General features: G+C 57.2%; 20 protein-coding genes. 8 read left to right on the plus strand and 12 right to left on the minus strand.

Features of this window, described 5'->3' with window-relative positions:
• Positions 1–201: 201 nt before the first annotated feature.
• The 12 genes from GXX82_10130 to GXX82_10185 form a co-directional block, all read right to left on the minus strand.
• Positions 202–630: a hypothetical protein gene (locus tag GXX82_10130; GenBank protein ID NLT23394.1), complete on the minus strand. Its 429-nt coding sequence runs from the start codon at positions 628–630 to the stop codon at positions 202–204.
• Positions 631–797: 167 nt separating this feature from the next.
• A complete protein-coding gene (locus GXX82_10135) occupies positions 798–2,123 on the minus strand; it encodes a FliI/YscN family ATPase (protein NLT23395.1) in 1,326 nt (441 codons plus the stop codon).
• Entirely contained in the window at positions 2,107–2,727 is a 621-nt protein-coding gene (locus GXX82_10140; protein NLT23396.1) for a hypothetical protein, read from the minus strand. The genes GXX82_10135 and GXX82_10140 overlap by 17 nt, the downstream gene beginning before the upstream one ends.
• A gap of 11 nt (positions 2,728–2,738) precedes the next feature.
• Entirely contained in the window at positions 2,739–3,740 is a 1,002-nt protein-coding gene (fliG, locus tag GXX82_10145; protein NLT23397.1) for a flagellar motor switch protein FliG, read from the minus strand.
• Between the two features lie 3 nt (positions 3,741–3,743).
• The gene (gene fliF / locus GXX82_10150; GenBank protein ID NLT23398.1) at positions 3,744–5,372 is read right to left on the minus strand and encodes a flagellar M-ring protein FliF; all 1,629 of its coding nucleotides are present in this window, start codon (positions 5,370–5,372) and stop codon (positions 3,744–3,746) included.
• 3 nt (positions 5,373–5,375) lie between these two features.
• Positions 5,376–5,663: a flagellar hook-basal body complex protein FliE gene (fliE, locus tag GXX82_10155; GenBank protein NLT23399.1), complete on the minus strand. Its 288-nt coding sequence runs from the start codon at positions 5,661–5,663 to the stop codon at positions 5,376–5,378.
• An 11-nt stretch (positions 5,664–5,674) separates the two neighbouring features.
• Positions 5,675–6,106, minus strand: coding sequence for a flagellar basal body rod protein FlgC (gene flgC / locus GXX82_10160; GenBank protein ID NLT23400.1), 432 nt, complete (start codon positions 6,104–6,106; stop codon positions 5,675–5,677).
• 4 nt (positions 6,107–6,110) lie between these two features.
• Positions 6,111–6,473: a flagellar basal body rod protein FlgB gene (flgB, locus tag GXX82_10165; GenBank protein ID NLT23401.1), complete on the minus strand. Its 363-nt coding sequence runs from the start codon at positions 6,471–6,473 to the stop codon at positions 6,111–6,113.
• Between the two features lies 1 nt (position 6,474).
• Entirely contained in the window at positions 6,475–7,764 is a 1,290-nt protein-coding gene (locus GXX82_10170) for a sigma-54-dependent Fis family transcriptional regulator (GenBank protein ID NLT23402.1), read from the minus strand.
• The gene (locus tag GXX82_10175) at positions 7,761–8,774 is read right to left on the minus strand and encodes a GHKL domain-containing protein (GenBank protein NLT23403.1); all 1,014 of its coding nucleotides are present in this window, start codon (positions 8,772–8,774) and stop codon (positions 7,761–7,763) included. Before GXX82_10175 ends, GXX82_10170 begins: the two co-directional genes overlap by 4 nt.
• Positions 8,775–9,041: 267 nt before the next feature.
• A complete protein-coding gene (locus GXX82_10180; protein ID NLT23404.1) occupies positions 9,042–10,484 on the minus strand; it encodes a sigma-54-dependent Fis family transcriptional regulator in 1,443 nt (480 codons plus the stop codon).
• Between the two features lie 2 nt (positions 10,485–10,486).
• Complete coding sequence (locus GXX82_10185) at positions 10,487–10,720, minus strand: hypothetical protein (GenBank protein ID NLT23405.1); 234 nt, start codon at positions 10,718–10,720, stop codon at positions 10,487–10,489.
• A gap of 287 nt (positions 10,721–11,007) precedes the next feature.
• On the opposite strand from GXX82_10185, the gene GXX82_10190 reads away from it, so the two are divergent.
• The 8 genes from GXX82_10190 to GXX82_10225 all read left to right on the plus strand — a co-directional run.
• On the plus strand, positions 11,008–11,838 hold the full coding sequence (locus GXX82_10190; protein NLT23406.1) for a peptidoglycan DD-metalloendopeptidase family protein: 831 nt from the start codon (positions 11,008–11,010) through the stop codon (positions 11,836–11,838).
• 2 nt (positions 11,839–11,840) lie between these two features.
• On the plus strand, positions 11,841–12,290 hold the full coding sequence (locus GXX82_10195; GenBank protein ID NLT23407.1) for a polymer-forming cytoskeletal protein: 450 nt from the start codon (positions 11,841–11,843) through the stop codon (positions 12,288–12,290).
• Positions 12,291–12,581: 291 nt separating this feature from the next.
• Positions 12,582–12,956: a polymer-forming cytoskeletal protein gene (locus GXX82_10200; protein ID NLT23408.1), complete on the plus strand. Its 375-nt coding sequence runs from the start codon at positions 12,582–12,584 to the stop codon at positions 12,954–12,956.
• A 28-nt stretch (positions 12,957–12,984) separates the two neighbouring features.
• Positions 12,985–13,464: a polymer-forming cytoskeletal protein gene (locus GXX82_10205; GenBank protein NLT23409.1), complete on the plus strand. Its 480-nt coding sequence runs from the start codon at positions 12,985–12,987 to the stop codon at positions 13,462–13,464.
• Positions 13,465–13,587: 123 nt separating this feature from the next.
• The gene (locus GXX82_10210) at positions 13,588–13,767 is read left to right on the plus strand and encodes a 4Fe-4S dicluster domain-containing protein (GenBank protein NLT23410.1); all 180 of its coding nucleotides are present in this window, start codon (positions 13,588–13,590) and stop codon (positions 13,765–13,767) included.
• Positions 13,768–14,298 carry a bifunctional pyr operon transcriptional regulator/uracil phosphoribosyltransferase PyrR gene (pyrR, locus tag GXX82_10215; protein ID NLT23411.1) on the plus strand — a complete coding sequence of 177 codons (531 nt, stop codon included), beginning with the start codon at positions 13,768–13,770 and terminating at the stop codon, positions 14,296–14,298.
• A complete protein-coding gene (locus GXX82_10220; GenBank protein ID NLT23412.1) occupies positions 14,298–15,221 on the plus strand; it encodes an aspartate carbamoyltransferase catalytic subunit in 924 nt (307 codons plus the stop codon). Before pyrR ends, GXX82_10220 begins: the two co-directional genes overlap by 1 nt.
• The coding region (locus tag GXX82_10225; GenBank protein NLT23413.1) for a dihydroorotase at positions 15,218–16,020 on the plus strand (803 nt) is incomplete at its 3' end. The genes GXX82_10220 and GXX82_10225, both read left to right, overlap by 4 nt.

The following is a 16,020-nucleotide window of genomic DNA, read 5'->3' on the forward strand; positions in this document are numbered from 1 at the left end:
CAAGGGTTCAAGGGTTCAAGGGTTCAAGGGTTCAAGGGTTCAAGGGTTCAAGGGTTCAAGGGTTCAAGGGTTCAAGGGTTCAAGGGAAAGACCGCGAAGGGGGGTCGGCTGTCAAGGGAATTCGCACACCGGCCGAAGGCACCGGTGCCCTTTTTGTCTTTTACTCTTGAACTCTTGAACTCTTGAACCCTTGAACCGTCTTTAGATCCTTTTGTCGTCGAGTCGTAAGGCCATTTCGTCGAGGAGTTTTTGTTCGCGGCGGTTTTCGCTTTTTCTGAAGGCCTGTTTGATCTTTTCCTGGAGCTTCGTGAGCATCTTGAGTTCCCGGGCATATTCGTAGAGTTCCTGCTGCAGGAGGTCGATGGTCTCCTGCATGGATGCCTTCTCGCCGATAAGGCACGACTTCTGGACGTCCAGGTAGTCGAGGTAGTCCTTTATGACGGCAAAGTCGTTGCCCGAGATCGATCGTGCGGAGAGCTTCGCGTAGTTGTCGTCGACCAGTCCGTCTACGGCGTTGATCTCCGCGCAGATGGCGGCCATCTTCACAGCCGCCTCTTCCACCTCCCGCTCCTTGTCCTTCCTGAGCTTCTCCTTGATCTCGATTATCCGGTCTATGCGCTTGCGATCCATCCTAACCCCGGTCGAAACCGCTTGAGCCGCTTGAACGATAAAGAAACCCCTTCAGGCGAATCGTCGCTGCCACAACGGGAAGTACGTGAGTGCCATCTTGCGGGCTAATTGATTTCGTTTCCTTCACGCTCAAGCGGTTGAAACGGTTCAAGCTGTTCAAGCGGTCTTTACACATAGAATAGTATCTTCATGCTGTTCAGCGTCTCTTCCAGGGGGACGCGCTCGTCGACGCCCTGCTGGAGGAAGGTCCTGACCTTGTCTATCATGGAGATGGCATGGTCCACCTTCTGGTTGTTCCCGGGTGTGTAGGCCCCGATGTTGATGAGGTCCTCCGCCCGCTCGAACTCTGCGAGGATCTCGACTATCCGGCTCGCGTAGTCCGTCTGGTCTCTCGGGGTTATGTCCTTCATGAGCCTCGACACGCTGCGCAGGACGTCGATGGGGGGGTAGTGGTTGGCATCGGCGAGCTTTCGCGAAAGGACCACGTGACCGTCGAGGATGGACCTCGCCGAGTCCGCAATCGGGTCGTCAAGGTCGTCACCTTCCACGAGAACGGTGTATATCGCGGTCATGGTCCCGCTCCCCTCTCCGTTGCCCGCCCTCTCGAGGACCTTCGCAAGAAGTGAGAACACGCTCGGGGTATAGCCCTTCGACGTCGGCGGCTCGCCGATGGCGAGCCCGATCTCGCGCTGCGCCATGCTGAAGCGGGTCAGCGAGTCCATGAGGAGGAGGACATCGTTCCCCCTGTCCCGGAAATACTCGGCCAGTGCTATGGTGAGAAAAGCCCCCCTCACCCGTATGAGAGGCGGCTGGTCCGATGTCGCGACGACGACAACGGAGTTCTTGATCCCGTCACCCAGATCGCGCTCGATGAACTCCCTCACCTCGCGGCCGCGCTCGCCGATGAGGCCGATGACGTTCACGTTCGCCTCGGTGTGGCGCGCGATCATGCCCAGAAGGACGCTCTTGCCCACGCCGGAACCGGCAAAGATCCCTATCCTCTGGCCCTTGCCGCACGTCAGGAGCCCGTTGATGCTGCGAATGCCAAGGTCGAGGGGATCGGTGATGCGCTTCTTGCGCATGGGATTCACTGTTTCGCGATAGATGGGAACGGACTCGGTGCACTTGAGGGGGCCCTTTCCGTCCATGGGGTTCCCCAGGCCATCGATGACCCGGCCAAGAAGTCCCTCCCCTGCGGCAATGTCCACGGTCTTCTTCCTGGAAAGTATCCGTGATCCTATGCCCACTCCTCGTATATCGCCAAGGGGCATGAGAAGCGTCTTGCCTTCCTTGAAACCCACCACCTCGGCATCGATGGGGACAGCGCTGTCGACGGGATAGATGAGGGCCGAGTCACCCACGGAGGAGATGGGGCCCTTTCCCTCTATGACAAGGCCCACCACCTGGTTGACCTTTCCGTAGACACGGTAGGGGTAAAGGTTCGACAGCATGTCCCTCGTCAGGGACAGGGTCCGGTCAATCGAATCTTCCATTGAGATACTCTTTCTTGAGCTCTTCCATCTGGACGGAGATCCGGCCGTCTATGTCACCGAAGTTCGTCTCGATGACAAAACCCGGTTCGCGCATCGTATCGTCCCTGACGATCTTGAACTGGTTGAGGTCGTCCCTCGAAATGAGGTCCGCGTCCTCACCCCTCAAGCGGATCGTGGTTCCGCTGCGCTCCTCGCAGAGGGAGAGGGCCTTCCTGACCATCCTGAGGATCGCCTCACGATGCTCCGCGCACTCCTTGAGGATGATGGCCTCCGCAAAGACCAGGGCCAGTTCCGTGGAAAGGCTCTCGGCCCTCTTCACGAGTTCCTCCTTGAAAAGGGAAAGCTCCGCCATGAAGCCGCCCAGTCTCTTGATCACGGGCTCCACCTTCTTCATACCCATTTCGTGTCCCGCCTTTTCGCCCTGCGCGAAGGCCTCTTCGAAGATCCTGCGGGCCTCCTCCTCGATGTTGACCGCCGGAGCCGCCGCGGGAGCCGCGGCGTCTTCAGGGACGCCGTTTTTCTCTTCGTCGAAGGACATGATGAAACCGGAGGTTCTTTCCTCCGGCATCTCTTCGCCGAGCTCATGCAGGGTAAAGGTTTCCATTTCCTCGTCCTTCAAATGAACTCTTCATTCCCCCGGGAAAGAAAGATCTTGCCCTCGCTTTCGAGCTTCTTGGCGATCATGGCGATCTTCACCTGGGCCTTTTCGACGTCGGAGAGGCGCACGGGACCCATGGCCTCCAGGTCTTCCTTGAGCATGGCCGCGGCACGTTCGGACATGTTGGAGTATATCTTTTCCTTCATGCTGTCGGAGGCGCCCTTGAGGGCGATGCCGATGTCCTCGGACGAGACCTCCTTGAGCAGTACCTGGATGCTGCGGTCATCGAGATTGGCAAGGTCTTCGAAGGTGAACATGAGCTGCCGGATCTTCTCCGCCAGCTCGGGATTGGTCTCCTCGAGCCTGCCGAGAAGCTCCGATTCCAGGGTCCTGTCCATCTGGTTCAGTATGCTGGCCACCACTTCCACGCCGCCGAGCTGCTTCCCTTCGGCGCCGCCCATGGTGCTTTCCAGCTGGTCCCGGATGACGCTCTCCACCTCGGAGAGGATCTTGAGGTCCACCTTTTCCAGGTTGGCCATGCGCACGACAACGTCCGCCTGCACCCTCTCAGGCAGGCAGCTGATGGCGTCTCCTGCCTTCTTCGTCCCAAGGACCGAGAGAACGAGGGCCATCGTCTGGGGGTGTTCCTCCCGTATCACATTGGCAAGGACCCTGGCGTCACAGCGTTTCAGGAACTCTCCGGGAACACCCTTCTTCGTGTCCAGGTTGCCAAGGAGCATCTCGGCCCTGTCCTCGTCGAAGCTCTTCTTGACGAGAAGCCGGAACTTGCTCTCCCCGCCAACGACATTCTTGCTCTTCTTCGACACCTTCGTCATGAACTCTTCCTGGACCCTGTGGACAACATGGTCGGGGATGAGCTTGAGGTTCGTGATCTCCTTGCCGATGGCCTCGATCTCTTCCTCGTCAAGGCCCTTCATGACGTCCTTCGTCACCTCGTCGTCCATGGTGAGAAGGAGAATGGCGGCTTTTCTGACTCCTGACAGGTCTTCGGGGTTCATCGATTACGTCCCTTCCTTCACCCATTCCTTGATCACGGAACCGACAACGGTCTTGTCCCTCATGACGTCATTGATCGCTGCCTGCTGCTTGCTCTCTATGGCGGCGGGCTGATCTCCTCCCGGTACCGCTGTACCGGCGCCGCTCTTCACGTACACGTCCTTGACCTGGTAAAGGGGCGCGCGGTCTGCCCGTGATTTCAGGAAACCGAGGATGGGTTTGATGACGAAGAAGAAGAGCGCCGCGATGATCAGGGCGTAGAAACCGTACTTGCTGAAGCTGAATATCATCTCTTTCCGTTCCGCCGCGTCGAGAAGACCTTTCTCGTCGGCGAGGTTTTCGGTCTCAAAGGGAACGTTCAAGACCTCGATCTTGTCGCCCCTCGCCTCGTCTATCCCCACTGCCCTCGCCACGATCCCCTTGATGTCGGTGAGCTCTTTCTGTGACCGCGGGGAATACTTGAGCTCCTCACCGTTCTGGCCCTTCACCTTTTCATATTTCCCGTCGAGAACGATGGCGACCGAGAGGCGCTTGATATCGCCGTAAGGCTCCACTATCTTCTTGACGGTCTTGCTGACCTCGTAGGTCACCTGGGACTCTTCCCGTTCCGATTCGCTGCCGCGCCCGGCCGATGTCTGGGTAACGGCCGCCGCGGTATTCTGGTTCCTGCCCGTGGCGTTGGGCACGTTGGATGCCACCCCCGGGACACCTGCCGGCCCGGCTGTGCGGTTCAGCGACTTCTCTCTGCTCTTGCGCTCGCTCGTGGGGACCCTCTTGTTGGGGTCGAACTCCTCTTCCACCTTTTCCACCTTGCGAAGATTGAGCTCCACATTCGCGCGTATGATCGACTTGTTGGCAGGCATAAACCTGTCGAGCATGGACTGGACCGATTCCTCGATGGTCCTTTCAACGCTCTTCTGCAGTTCGAACTGCTGGCCCGAGAGGGCGACCGCCGTGCCGGAACTCCCGGCCTTGTAGAGTATCTTTCCGAAAGAATCGACGATGGTCACATTGTCGGCCTTGAGCCCCTCTATGCTGCCCGAGACCAGGTGGACGATGCCCGCCACCTGTTCCTTGGAGAGTGTCTTCCCACCCCTCAGCTTGAGGAAGACCGATGCCGTGACATCCTTTTCCCTGTCGGTGAAGAGGGTCTTTTCCGGGATGGCGATGTGCACCCGGGACGCCTTCACCTCCGGCATCTGGTTGATGGTGCGCGACAGCTCCCCCTGTATGGCCCGCTTGTAGTTGATGTTCTGCATGAACTCCGTCATGCCGTAGTTCGTCTTGTCGAAGAGTTCGAAACCGACGCCGCTGCCGCCGGGAAGGGCGTTCTGACCGGCAAGCATGAGCCGCACGTCATAGACCTTGTCCTTGGGGACGGAGACCGAGGTGCCGCCGAGCCCAAGCTTGTAGGGAACCTTGAGTTCCTTGAGCTTCGTCACGACCACCGAGGCATCTTCCGTGGAGAGGCCGGCGAACAGCGTCTGGTAGGTCTCCTTCTGGAGGAAGGAAAGACCGATGATGGAGCCGCCCACAAGCGCGATGAAAAGGAAGAGGTACATATAGAGCTTGCTCTTCGGGGTCGTTTTGAGATAGTTCTTCGTGGTATTGAGGAGTTCGTCCATCGGAGGCATAGGTTACACCTGCATTCTCATTATCTCTTCATAGGCGGAGATGATCTTGTTCCGTATCTGCATCATCATCTGGAAGGACAGGTCCGCTTTCTCGATGGCGATCATCGTGGTCTGAACATCGGTGTTCTCCATCTTGACCAGTTTTTCCACTTCGTTGTCCGCTTCCTTCTCGAGTTCCACGACCTTCTTGATGGAGTCCTTCAGGACATCACCGAAGGAGGTCCTGGTCTTTTCGTTGGCCGGCTTCTGGACCTCACCGAAACTGGGAAGAGTGAAATTTTCTACCTTCATGGATCCGCCCCCTATTTAATAAGCTCGAGAGTCTTCAGGAACATGTCCTTCGTCGTGTTGAGAACGTTGACGTTGGCCTCGTAGGCACGGGTGGCCGCCGTCATGTCCGTCATCTCCTCCATCAGGTTCACGTTGGGAAACGTGACATACCCTTCGGAGTTGGCGTCGGGATGGCTCGGATTGTAGACCATCTGGAAAGGCTTGTCGCTCTCCTTGACGGACTCGACCTCGACGCCTTCCACCTTCTTCGAGAGGGTCCCCGAAAAGGTCTTGTCGTCGGAGACATCGATCGCCTTGAAGACAACGTCCTTCTTCCTGTACGCCCCGCCTTCTTCCGTGCTCGTCGTCTGGACGTTGGCAAGGTTCGACGCCACGATCTCCATGCGTTTCCTCTGTGCCTTCATCCCCGAAGCGCTGATCTTGAAGATATCGAATGCTCCCATGTTCCTACCTCTTTCCCTCGCCTATGAGATACTTCATCATGGCAAAACGCTTTGAGGCCATCTGGACCAGCGCCTGGTACATGAGCTGGTTCTCCGTGAGCTTTACCGTCTGGTCTTCCAGGTTGACGGTGTTCCCGTCAAGCCGCGCAAGACCGTCATGGCCCGGGTTCTCCGTGACGGTGTAGCCAGCGTCGCCCGAAGGGGCGAGCCCCGCCTCGGTCCCGGTGCGCCTGTCGAGCTCCCGCCGGAAATCGATCTCCTTTTCCCTGTATCCGGGAGTCTGGGCATTCGCTATATTGCCCGAAACCACCTTGTGATAGAAGGCTCTGATGGAGAGCGCCCTTCCGATGAGGTCCACTATCTGCATATCAATACTCCCTTACCGGCACGTCAATGCCCATCGCCTTGTATTCGTTGATCTTGTTGCGCAGTGTGCGGACGGTGATGCCCAGTATGCCCGCCGCCTTCGACCTGTTGCCCCTGACCGACCTCAGGGCGTCGATGATGAGCTTCGTCTCCATGTCCCGGACAGAGCCCACCGCCATGTCCTGGGCAGGTCTGCCCTCATCGAGGTGGCTCATGGAGATGACGGAGCCGTTGGACAGTATGCACGCCCTGGCTATGACGTTCTCCAGTTCCCGAACATTCCCTTTCCAATGCCTGCTCGCGAGATGCTTCATCGCTTCGTCGCTCACGCCGACGTCCATCCCCCGGGAGTGTTTCTTCAAAAGATGGTTCACGAGGGGTGGTATGTCCTCGCGGCGCTCGCGCAACGCCGGGATGGTGATCGGGAAGACGCTGAGGCGATAGTAAAGGTCTTCGCGGAAGCTCCCGTCGGCCACCACCTTCACAATGTCCCTGTTCGTCGTCGCGATGACGCGGACATCGACCTTCCGGGGAGACCGGGAACCGAGGACTTCCACCTCCTTTTCCTGGAGCACGCGCAGAAGCTTTGCCTGGAGCTTGAGGTCCATCTCGGTGATCTCATCGAGAAGGATGGTCCCCTTGTCGGCAAGCTCGAACTTCCCCGGCTTGCGGGAGAGAGCACCGGTGAAAGCCCCTTTCTCGTAACCGAAGAGCTCGCTCTCAAGCAGGTTCTCCGGCAGGGCGGCGCAGTTCACGGCAACAAAGGACATGCGGGAGCGGTCGGAGCTCTCGTGGATGTACCTGGATATCACCTCTTTGCCCACACCGCTCTCGCCAAGGACAAGGACCGTGGCATCAGACCCGGCCACCCTCTGCGCCTTCTGAAGCACCTCTTTCATCGCCCGTGAAGTGAAGATGATCTTTCCGTTGTTCACACCCAGGGCGCGCCGCACCACGCTGTAGAGCATATCGGTGTTAAAGGGCTTCTGGATGTAGTCGTAGGCGCCCTCCTTTATGACCTGCACGGCGTCCTTGACCGTCCCATATCCCGTCATGAGGATGACGGGCATGAGCGGCGATGTCTCCTTGATGGCCTTGAGAAGATCGATACCACCGAGATGGGGCATCTTCACATCGGTGATGACGAGGTCGAAGATATTCCTGTCGATCTCGACCATGGCCTTCCTGCCGTCCTCCGCGAGGGCGACGTTGTAGCCCGCGCGCACCAGGGATTCCTTCAGCGCTATGCGCATGTGGTTATCGTCATCAACTACGAGGACATTCGTTTTCATATGGCCGCCAGTCTCTCCTTGGGGATGTAGATAAGGAACGATGAACCCGATCCCTCTTCGGACTCAACCTCGATCGAGCCGCCGTGGGCCTTCACGATGTTGTAAACGATGAAGAGTCCCAGGCCCACGCCCTTATCCTTCGTTGTGAAGAAGGGGTTGAAGATATTCCTGCGCAGCTCCTCCGTCATGCCCGGTCCGTTGTCGCTGACGACGAGGACCCCGTACCGCTCGTTCTCCCGTATATCCACCTTTATTCTGCCGCCGGGACCCACGGCATCCATGGCATTGCTGACAAGGTTCATGACGACGAGCTTCAACATGTCCGGGTCGATGAGCACCCGTCCCTGAGATACAGGAGCGAATTCAAGGCCGATGCTCCTCACCGACGCGGAGACACTCATGAACTCCAGCGTGTCTCCCACGACGGACCTCAGTTCCTCCTCTTTCAGGGACAGTTCCCGGGGGCGGGTATAGGAGAGTATGTTGTTGATGATCCTGTCGATGGTCTTGACACCGAAGAGGACGTACTCGAGGTATTTACGATCGCGCACCCGCATCTTGCCGGCCATCAGCATGGAAAGGAAGAGTTCCATGCTTCCCAGCGGGTTCTTGATCTCATGGGATATCCTGGCCGCCATCTCTCCCATGGCCATGAGGCGCTCGTCGCGCTCCATGTGCTCCTTCATCCTTTCGATCTCAGTGACGTCCTCGATGGCGACGACGTGCCTGCCTTCGAACCCGTTGGCCAGTGCCCGGGCCTTCCAGCGATATCGCCCAAGACCGCACTTTATCTCCCCCGTCCTCTCAGCGCTGCCGCTGAGGTCTTCGATGATGCCCTCGGGGATCAGGTCCTCGGCGTTCTTGTTGGCAAAGATGACGGACCTGCCGTCAACGACGACGACACCGACGGGCAGGGAATCGAGTATCGTGTAGAGATACTCGCTGGCCCGCTCCAGTGCCCTGTTCTTCTCTTCGAGCTCCCTTTTGAGCTCTCTGATCTGGCTTTCCAATACCCCGTAATGGCTTATGATCGAATCTGAGGCCTTGGAAAACTCGTTAAAGGCGTTTTCGAGAAGTCTGGCTTCGGGAGTCTGCATGGGGAGAGAGTGTGCAAGAAGGGTGCCAGAGAGGCGGGTAATGGGTAATGGGTAATGGGTAATGGGGGACGGGGAGTGGGGAAGATAAGTTATTCCCATTACCTATGAGGCATCGCCCGCCACATATCCTATTACCTATCACCCATGACCCATGACCTGGTCCGTCAATTTCTTGACGGACTAGTCCAGGCCGAGCCTTTTCATTTTTTCTATGAGCGTCGTTCTGTTGATGTTGAGGGCCTGGGCGGCCTTGCTCTTCACGCCCTGGGTCTCGGTGAGGGCCTTCATTATGAGGGTCTTTTCAAACTCGGAGACGAGCGTGTCGTATCCCTTGTCGATGTCGATCTGCGGGACAGGCATCTCTTCCTTTTCCTGGCTGTAAAGCTTCTCGGGGAGGTCCTCTATGTCGATGTGCCCTTCCCTCTTGAGGACCACCATGCGCTCCACAACGTTCTGCAATTCCCTGACGTTGCCGGGAAAATCATACTCCATAAGGGCCTTCATGGCCTCTTCGGAAAAACCCTCGATGGCCGCGGAGTTTATCCTGTTCGATTGTTCGAGAAAGAAATTGACGAGAAGCGGGATGTCCTGGCGCCGCTCCCTGAGAGGCGGGATCTCGATGGGTACAACGTTGAGCCGATAGTAAAGGTCCTCGCGGAATTTGTTCTCGCTGACCAGGTCTTCCAGCTTGCGGTTCGTGGCGGCAATGATCCGCACATCGACCTTGATCGTCTTCGAGCCGCCGATGCGTTCGAAAGACTTCTCCTGGAGGACCCTCAGGAGCTTGACCTGGAGGTTGAAGCTCATGTCGCCGATCTCATCGAGAAAGATCGAGCCACCCGCCGCGAGCTCGAACCTGCCGAGGCGGGTATTGACGGCACCCGTGAAAGCGCCCTTCTCATAGCCGAAAAGCTCGCTTTCCAGGAGGGTCTCCGGTATGGCTCCACAATTCACCACGACGAGGGGGTTGTCCCTCTTGGACGAATTGTAGTGGATGGCCCTCGCCACCACCTCCTTGCCCACGCCGCTCTCACCGGTGATGAGCACCGTGGCGCTGGTGTCGGCCACGCGCTCGATCATCTCGAAGACCTTCTGCATGGGAAAGCTCACCCCGATGATGTTCTCGAACCTGTACTTGTCCTTGAGCGCCGACCTCAGGATGGTGTTCTCCCGGACCATCTTGTTCTCCGAATACCGCCTCAGGAGATTCGCCTTGAGCGTGAGCCCCTTGGGAATGTTGTCACTCTTGAGGAGATTGAAGTAGTACATGGCCGAGTCCACTGTCGCGAGGACCTCTTCGAACTTGAAGGGTTTGAGAATATAGTCGAAGGCGCCGCACCGCATGGCGCTGATGGCGCTTTCCATGCTGCCGTAGCCGGTCATGACGATGCCGAGGGTATCGAGGTATTCCTTCTGGATGAAGTTGATAAGCTGGAGCCCGTCGACCTTGGGCATCATGAGGTCCGTTATCAGGACGTGGTACCCGTTGTTCTTCAGGGCCGAAAGGGCCTTTCTGCTGTCAATGTAAGGCTCGACGGCATACCCGTTGGCTGTGAGAAACTCACCGAGCATGGAGAGGATATTCTCCTCATCCTCAACAATGATGACCCTTCCTTTTTCCATCCCTATTTCGTTGTCCGTTTGTCGATTATGATCGACTGGTTCTTGAGCATGTCCCAGGCGCGGTCCCTGTCGCGCTCTTCCTCCTGCCTCGCTCTTTCGCGCGATTCGTCGGAACCGACAGACCAGGTCGTGCCTTCTTTGTCCTTGACGATCTTGAGGTCATCGGAGGCAAGGCCGGCCGACCCCGCAAGGGTGATCACCAGAAAGGAGAGGACCGCTGTACCGTATCTCTTCATTGCGAGAGCCTCTTTGCACACGTAACTAATGGTATCGCTCTGAACATACCAATATATATAGCCAATTTTTTGGGATAAAGTAAGAAAAAAATAGCGCCCTCCCGGCCAGGGAGATGAGTTGCAGAACAAGTACCTGCGACAATGCTGACAATGCACTTACGAAACGGCAGTCCTTGCCGAAACCGGGAAAATAGGCACATCGCGCTGACATTGTGATATCCCGAGTTAAGGACTTGACACATTTGCCGATAACGGTATAAGGTTTGCAAATCTAGGGACATGGCACTATGAAACTGAAGCGTCTCAAGAAAAAATACATGACGTCCGTTACCATCCTGGTCGTCCCTCACTCCAAGTCCCAGCCCCTCAAACTGAGGCTGCCGGTGGCGGGTCTTCTGGCCTGCATGGCCCTGGCGGTCGTCGGGGCCGTGTATATCACGATCGCCGGGGTCAAGACGGCGGAATACTACGTCATGAAGACCAGGCTCTCCTATTTCACGAGGGAGTTCACCGCGCTCAAACAGAGCATCACCTCGCTCAAGGAAACCAACAACGAGCTTTCACGGCTCGTAGAGCTCAAATCGAAGAACGATATCCTCAAATCCGCCCAGTTCAGCGACTCGGGATCGATCAATATCGAGGCCATCAAGAAAGAGATGATGGAAACCATAGAATCGGTGGCGGAGATCAAGAAGTACATCACCGAACAGAAGAACATCTATCTCGCGACTCCCCGGGGATGGCCCATGGAGGGGCAGATCAGTTCGGGTTTCGGAAGTCGTCATCATCCCGTCACGGGGGTACGGCAGCACCATTCGGGGCTTGACATCCGCGCTCCCCGGGGGACACCCGTCAAGGTCACCGCGGACGGCATCGTCACCTACTCGGGCTGGTCGGGAGGCAACGGCAATATCATCGTCGTCGAACACGGCCATGGCTTTTCCACCGCCTACGCGCACAACAAGGAAAACCTCGTCACCGTCGGTCAGAAGGTCAGGAAAGGACAGGACATCGCACTTACCGGTTCGACGGGCATGTCGACGGGTCCTCATCTCCACTACGAGGTGTGGAGGAACGGCAGGCCTGTCGATCCCGCTCACTATCTCAAGGACGGATAGCAATGGCAAACAAGAAGCATGAAGCGGGGTCCCTGGAAACCCTCATAGGTCAGGACTCCATCATTCGGGGCGAGATAATCTCCAAGGGCGTCGTGAGGCTCGACGGCACCCTTGAAGGCAGCATTAAGGCCGACTACCTGATCCTGGGCAGATCGGGGTCCGTAAAGGGCGATATGGCGGCGCGGGAGATCGTCGTCGACGGCACCGTGGAGGGTGATCTTGAGGCTGAGGAACTCGTGGAGATAAACCCCGACGGCGCGGTGGAGGGCAACATACGCACCGCGAAGCTCATCATCACCGAAGGCGCTTTCTTCTCGGGAACCTCCTTCATGGAGAGACCCCGCAAGGTCGAAAAACAGGAAGAAGAGGCCCGGGAACTGGATGAATCCTCCCGGGAAGAGGAACCCCCCGAGGAAAAGAAGACGCTCAAGAGGATCTTTTCCTTCTTCTGACACTCACTGTCAAAAAAGGCGACAGCACAAGGGGACAAAGGTCAGGAACAGGGAATACCCCGGCCATCATATCTGCCCCCTGGACCCTTCTTCCCCCCTGACCCCTCATTTATTTTGCCCTCTCCCCTTCCTCTTTACTTTCCGCATTGTAACGAGCATTCTCTTGTGCTATAAATTAAAAAATTCAGGCAACGCCTTTCATTGTGGTAAGGTTCTTGCATAGGTGCTGATGTGTGGATATGAATACTGAGGCATTACCTGAATATAACTAAACAAAAAGGAGAGTTTACCATGATAGGCGAAAAGAAGGCAGCAACCGATTTCGATGAAAAGGACATCACGACCATCGTTGCCGATGACCTCGAGATCAAGGGCACCATACGGTTCAAAACATCGGTCATGTTGAAAGGCGTGTTCGAGGGCGAGATATACTCGGAGGGCCTCCTTGTCGTCGGACCCACCGCGCGCGTGAACGCGAGCATCACGACCCAGACGCTGGTATCCCACGGGGAGATCACGGGAAACGTGATAGCAAACGAGCAGGTGACGCTCAAGAGCACCTCGATCCACAACGGTGACATCTCGACACCCAACATCATCATAGAGAACGGCTCCGTATTCAACGGCTCATGCGCCATGAGGGCAAAGGACATCACGGTCAGGTAAGGACAAACTCATTCAAAGGGGGTACGGTATGGCAGCAGACATTCCCGAAATAAGGGAGATACAGGAAGGTCAGATCACAACCGTCGTCGCAGAAGATCTGGAGATAAAAGGCAGCATCAGGTTCAAGAGCTCCGTCATGCTCAAGGGTGTGTTCGAGGGCGAGATCTTCTCGGAAGGGCTGCTCGTGGTAGGACCCACCGCGAGGGTTACTGCAAGCATCAATACGAAAACGCTCATTTCTCATGGATCCATCACGGGGAATGTTGTCGCCGGCGAGCAGATCGTCCTCAAGAACACGGCAACGCACAATGGCGACCTCAACACGCCCTTCGTCATGATCGAGAACGGGGCTGTCTTCAACGGCTCCTGCGTGATGGAGAGAAAACAGACGGCCTCCTTCTCGGAACCTGCCGCGGAGACCACGGCATACGCCGAACCGGAACCCGCCCCGGCCGAGGAAAGCAGTGAATCCTCATATGGCGGCGAGAACGAGGAATACGAATCTTAAGACTGCAAGGATCTCAGGAAAACTCTCTTTCAAACTGAAAGCCGGCACGAGGGCGGCCCCTCTACCGGCTTTCAGTCTTCTTATTGCTTTTTCCTTCAAAACTTTCTATAGTAGTAACGTACCGTGCGACCTTATGTTTCCCGGGCATCCTGCATCGATTGCGGAGAATGTGTGTCCATATGCCCCTACGAAGTATTCGCCGATAAGGACGGTACCGTCGTTGTCGAGGCGCCGGAAGACTGCATCGAGTGCGGGGCGTGCATGGAGAATTGTGCGCAACAAGCCATCTACTTTGATGATTAAATGAAAAAAAGGGTCATTCTGGACAAGAAAGCGATCGGGCGGACGGTCACCCGGATCACCCACGAGATCCTGGAGAAGAACGAGGGATGTACCGGGTTGTGTCTCATCGGGATCAGGACGAGGGGTGTTTACCTGTCCCGGCGCATTCATGCAAAGGTGACGGACGTGGAAGGCATCACGCTGCCTGTCGGCGCTCTCGACATCACCATGTACCGCGATGACATCTCCAAGCTCCGCTGGCCCGAGGTCAAGAAGACCGAGATATCTTTCGATGTGAACGACATGACCGTTGTCCTCGTCGATGACGTCCTGCACACGGGACGCACGACGAGGGCTGCCATAGACGCCATCATGGACCTGGGACGGCCGAAGAGGATACAGCTTGCCGTCCTCGTGGACCGCGGTGAGAGGGAACTGCCCATTCACCCCGATTATGCGGGGATCATCTGTCCCGTGAATGAGAATGAAGAGGTCCTCGTCCGGATGAGCGAAATAGACGGCAAGGATGAAGTGGTGATCGTAAAAGCCTGATGAACTGGAAGAGAAAAGACCTCCTCGGTATTCGCGACCTCTCCAGAGAGGAGATACTTTTTGTTCTCGATACGGCCGAATCTTTCAAGGACATTTCAAAACGGGAGATCAAGAAGGTTCCCACCCTTAGGGGCAAGACGGTCATCACCCTCTTCTACGAGCCAAGCACCAGGACCCGCACGTCTTTCGAGATAGCAGCGAAGCGCCTCAGTGCCGACACGATAAACATATCCTCCAGCACAAGCAGTTCGACAAAGGGGGAGAGCCTCAAGGATACCGCCAGGAACCTCGAATCAATGCGGCCCGATGCCATCGTCATCCGCCATGGCATGCCCGGGGCACCCCACATGCTCGCCGGTATTCTCGACTCCCGTATCATCAACGGAGGGGACGGGTCCCACGAGCACCCCACGCAGGCCCTCCTCGACCTTTTCACCATACGCGACAAGAAAGGGCGCATCGACGGCCTCAAGGTCGTCATCGTCGGAGACATAGCCCACAGCAGGGTTGCCCGCTCGAACATATTCTCACTCAAGAATTTCGGGAACGAGGTCATCTGCTGCGGACCGCCCACCATGATACCCCCTCACCTCGAAACCCTGGGGGTCAGGGTCGAGTACGATCTCAAGCGCGCCGTGAGGAACGCCGACGTGATCATGATGCTGAGGATCCAGAAGGAGAGGGGCGGCACGACATACATACCATCGACCAAGGAGTACTCCACCCTTTACGGCCTTTCGAAGGGACATGTCGAGACCGCCCGGGATGACGTGATAATCATGCACCCGGGGCCCATGAACCGGGGTATCGAGATCTCCGACGAGGTCGCTGACGGCCCATCCTCGGTGATCCTGGACCAGGTCGAGAACGGTGTGGCGGTCCGGATGGCCGTCCTTTATCTCCTCATCGGAGGTGAAGCGTGAAAACCCTGATACGGGGAGGCCGCGTTATCGACCCGAAGAACTCCGTCGACGGCAGGTACGATGTCCTCATCGACGGCTCGACCATCAAAGAGATCTCGAAGAGCATCCGCAAGACCGAAGACGATACACGGATCATCGACGCATCGAAACGTATCGTGGCGCCCGGTCTTATCGATGTGCATTGCCACCTGCGCGAACCCGGTTACGAATACAAGGAAACCATACGGACGGGGACAGCCGCGGCGGCCCGCGGCGGATTCACCACCGTGATCTGCATGGCGAACACGGACCCCGTGAATGATTCACGGAGCGTCACCGAATTCATTGTCGACAGGGCCCGCACGGACGGCGTCTGCAAGGTCCTCCCCTGCGGCGCGGTCACAAAGGGTCTCCGGAGCGAAGAGCTGTCCGAGATAGGCGAGATGTTCGAGGCCGGCATAGTGGCGATCTCAGACGATGGCAGGTCCGTGCGCGGGGCCGGGCTCCTGCGCAAGGCCCTGGAATACGCGAAGATATTCGGACTGCCCGTGATATCCCATTGCGAGGACGAAACCCTCTCCGGCGGCTGCGTTCATGAAGGACGGACCTCGCTCCTGACCGGTCTTGACGGGATCCCCGCCATCGCCGAGGAGCTCATTGTGGGCAGGGACATTGCCGTTGCACGATATGTCGACGCGCCGATCCACCTCACCCACATCTCGACGGCGGGCAGCGTGGAGATCATCGAGCGCGCGAAGCGGAGGTTCAGGAAGATCACCTGCGACACGTGCCCCCATTATTTCACGCTCACCGATGAGGC

Origin of the sequence: Syntrophorhabdus sp., assembly GCA_012719415.1 — a bacterium.
Lineage (GTDB): Bacteria > Desulfobacterota > Syntrophorhabdia > Syntrophorhabdales > Syntrophorhabdaceae > Delta-02.

Coding starts and splice junctions, on each gene's coding strand:
- GXX82_10130 (NLT23394.1), bottom strand. CDS start 630: ATGGATCGCAAGCGCATAGACCGGATAATCGAGATCAAGGAGAAGCTC.
- GXX82_10135 (NLT23395.1), bottom strand. CDS start 2,123: ATGGAAGATTCGATTGACCGGACCCTGTCCCTGACGAGGGACATGCTG.
- GXX82_10140 (NLT23396.1), bottom strand. CDS start 2,727: ATGGAAACCTTTACCCTGCATGAGCTCGGCGAAGAGATGCCGGAGGAA.
- fliG (NLT23397.1), bottom strand. CDS start 3,740: ATGAACCCCGAAGACCTGTCAGGAGTCAGAAAAGCCGCCATTCTCCTT.
- fliF (NLT23398.1), bottom strand. CDS start 5,372: ATGCCTCCGATGGACGAACTCCTCAATACCACGAAGAACTATCTCAAA.
- fliE (NLT23399.1), bottom strand. CDS start 5,663: ATGAAGGTAGAAAATTTCACTCTTCCCAGTTTCGGTGAGGTCCAGAAG.
- flgC (NLT23400.1), bottom strand. CDS start 6,106: ATGGGAGCATTCGATATCTTCAAGATCAGCGCTTCGGGGATGAAGGCA.
- flgB (NLT23401.1), bottom strand. CDS start 6,473: ATGCAGATAGTGGACCTCATCGGAAGGGCGCTCTCCATCAGAGCCTTC.
- GXX82_10170 (NLT23402.1), bottom strand. CDS start 7,764: ATGAAAACGAATGTCCTCGTAGTTGATGACGATAACCACATGCGCATA.
- GXX82_10180 (NLT23404.1), bottom strand. CDS start 10,484: ATGGAAAAAGGAAGGGTCATCATTGTTGAGGATGAGGAGAATATCCTC.
- GXX82_10185 (NLT23405.1), bottom strand. CDS start 10,720: ATGAAGAGATACGGTACAGCGGTCCTCTCCTTTCTGGTGATCACCCTT.
- GXX82_10190 (NLT23406.1), top strand. CDS start 11,008: ATGAAACTGAAGCGTCTCAAGAAAAAATACATGACGTCCGTTACCATC.
- GXX82_10195 (NLT23407.1), top strand. CDS start 11,841: ATGGCAAACAAGAAGCATGAAGCGGGGTCCCTGGAAACCCTCATAGGT.
- GXX82_10200 (NLT23408.1), top strand. CDS start 12,582: ATGATAGGCGAAAAGAAGGCAGCAACCGATTTCGATGAAAAGGACATC.
- GXX82_10205 (NLT23409.1), top strand. CDS start 12,985: ATGGCAGCAGACATTCCCGAAATAAGGGAGATACAGGAAGGTCAGATC.
- pyrR (NLT23411.1), top strand. CDS start 13,768: ATGAAAAAAAGGGTCATTCTGGACAAGAAAGCGATCGGGCGGACGGTC.
- GXX82_10220 (NLT23412.1), top strand. CDS start 14,298: ATGAACTGGAAGAGAAAAGACCTCCTCGGTATTCGCGACCTCTCCAGA.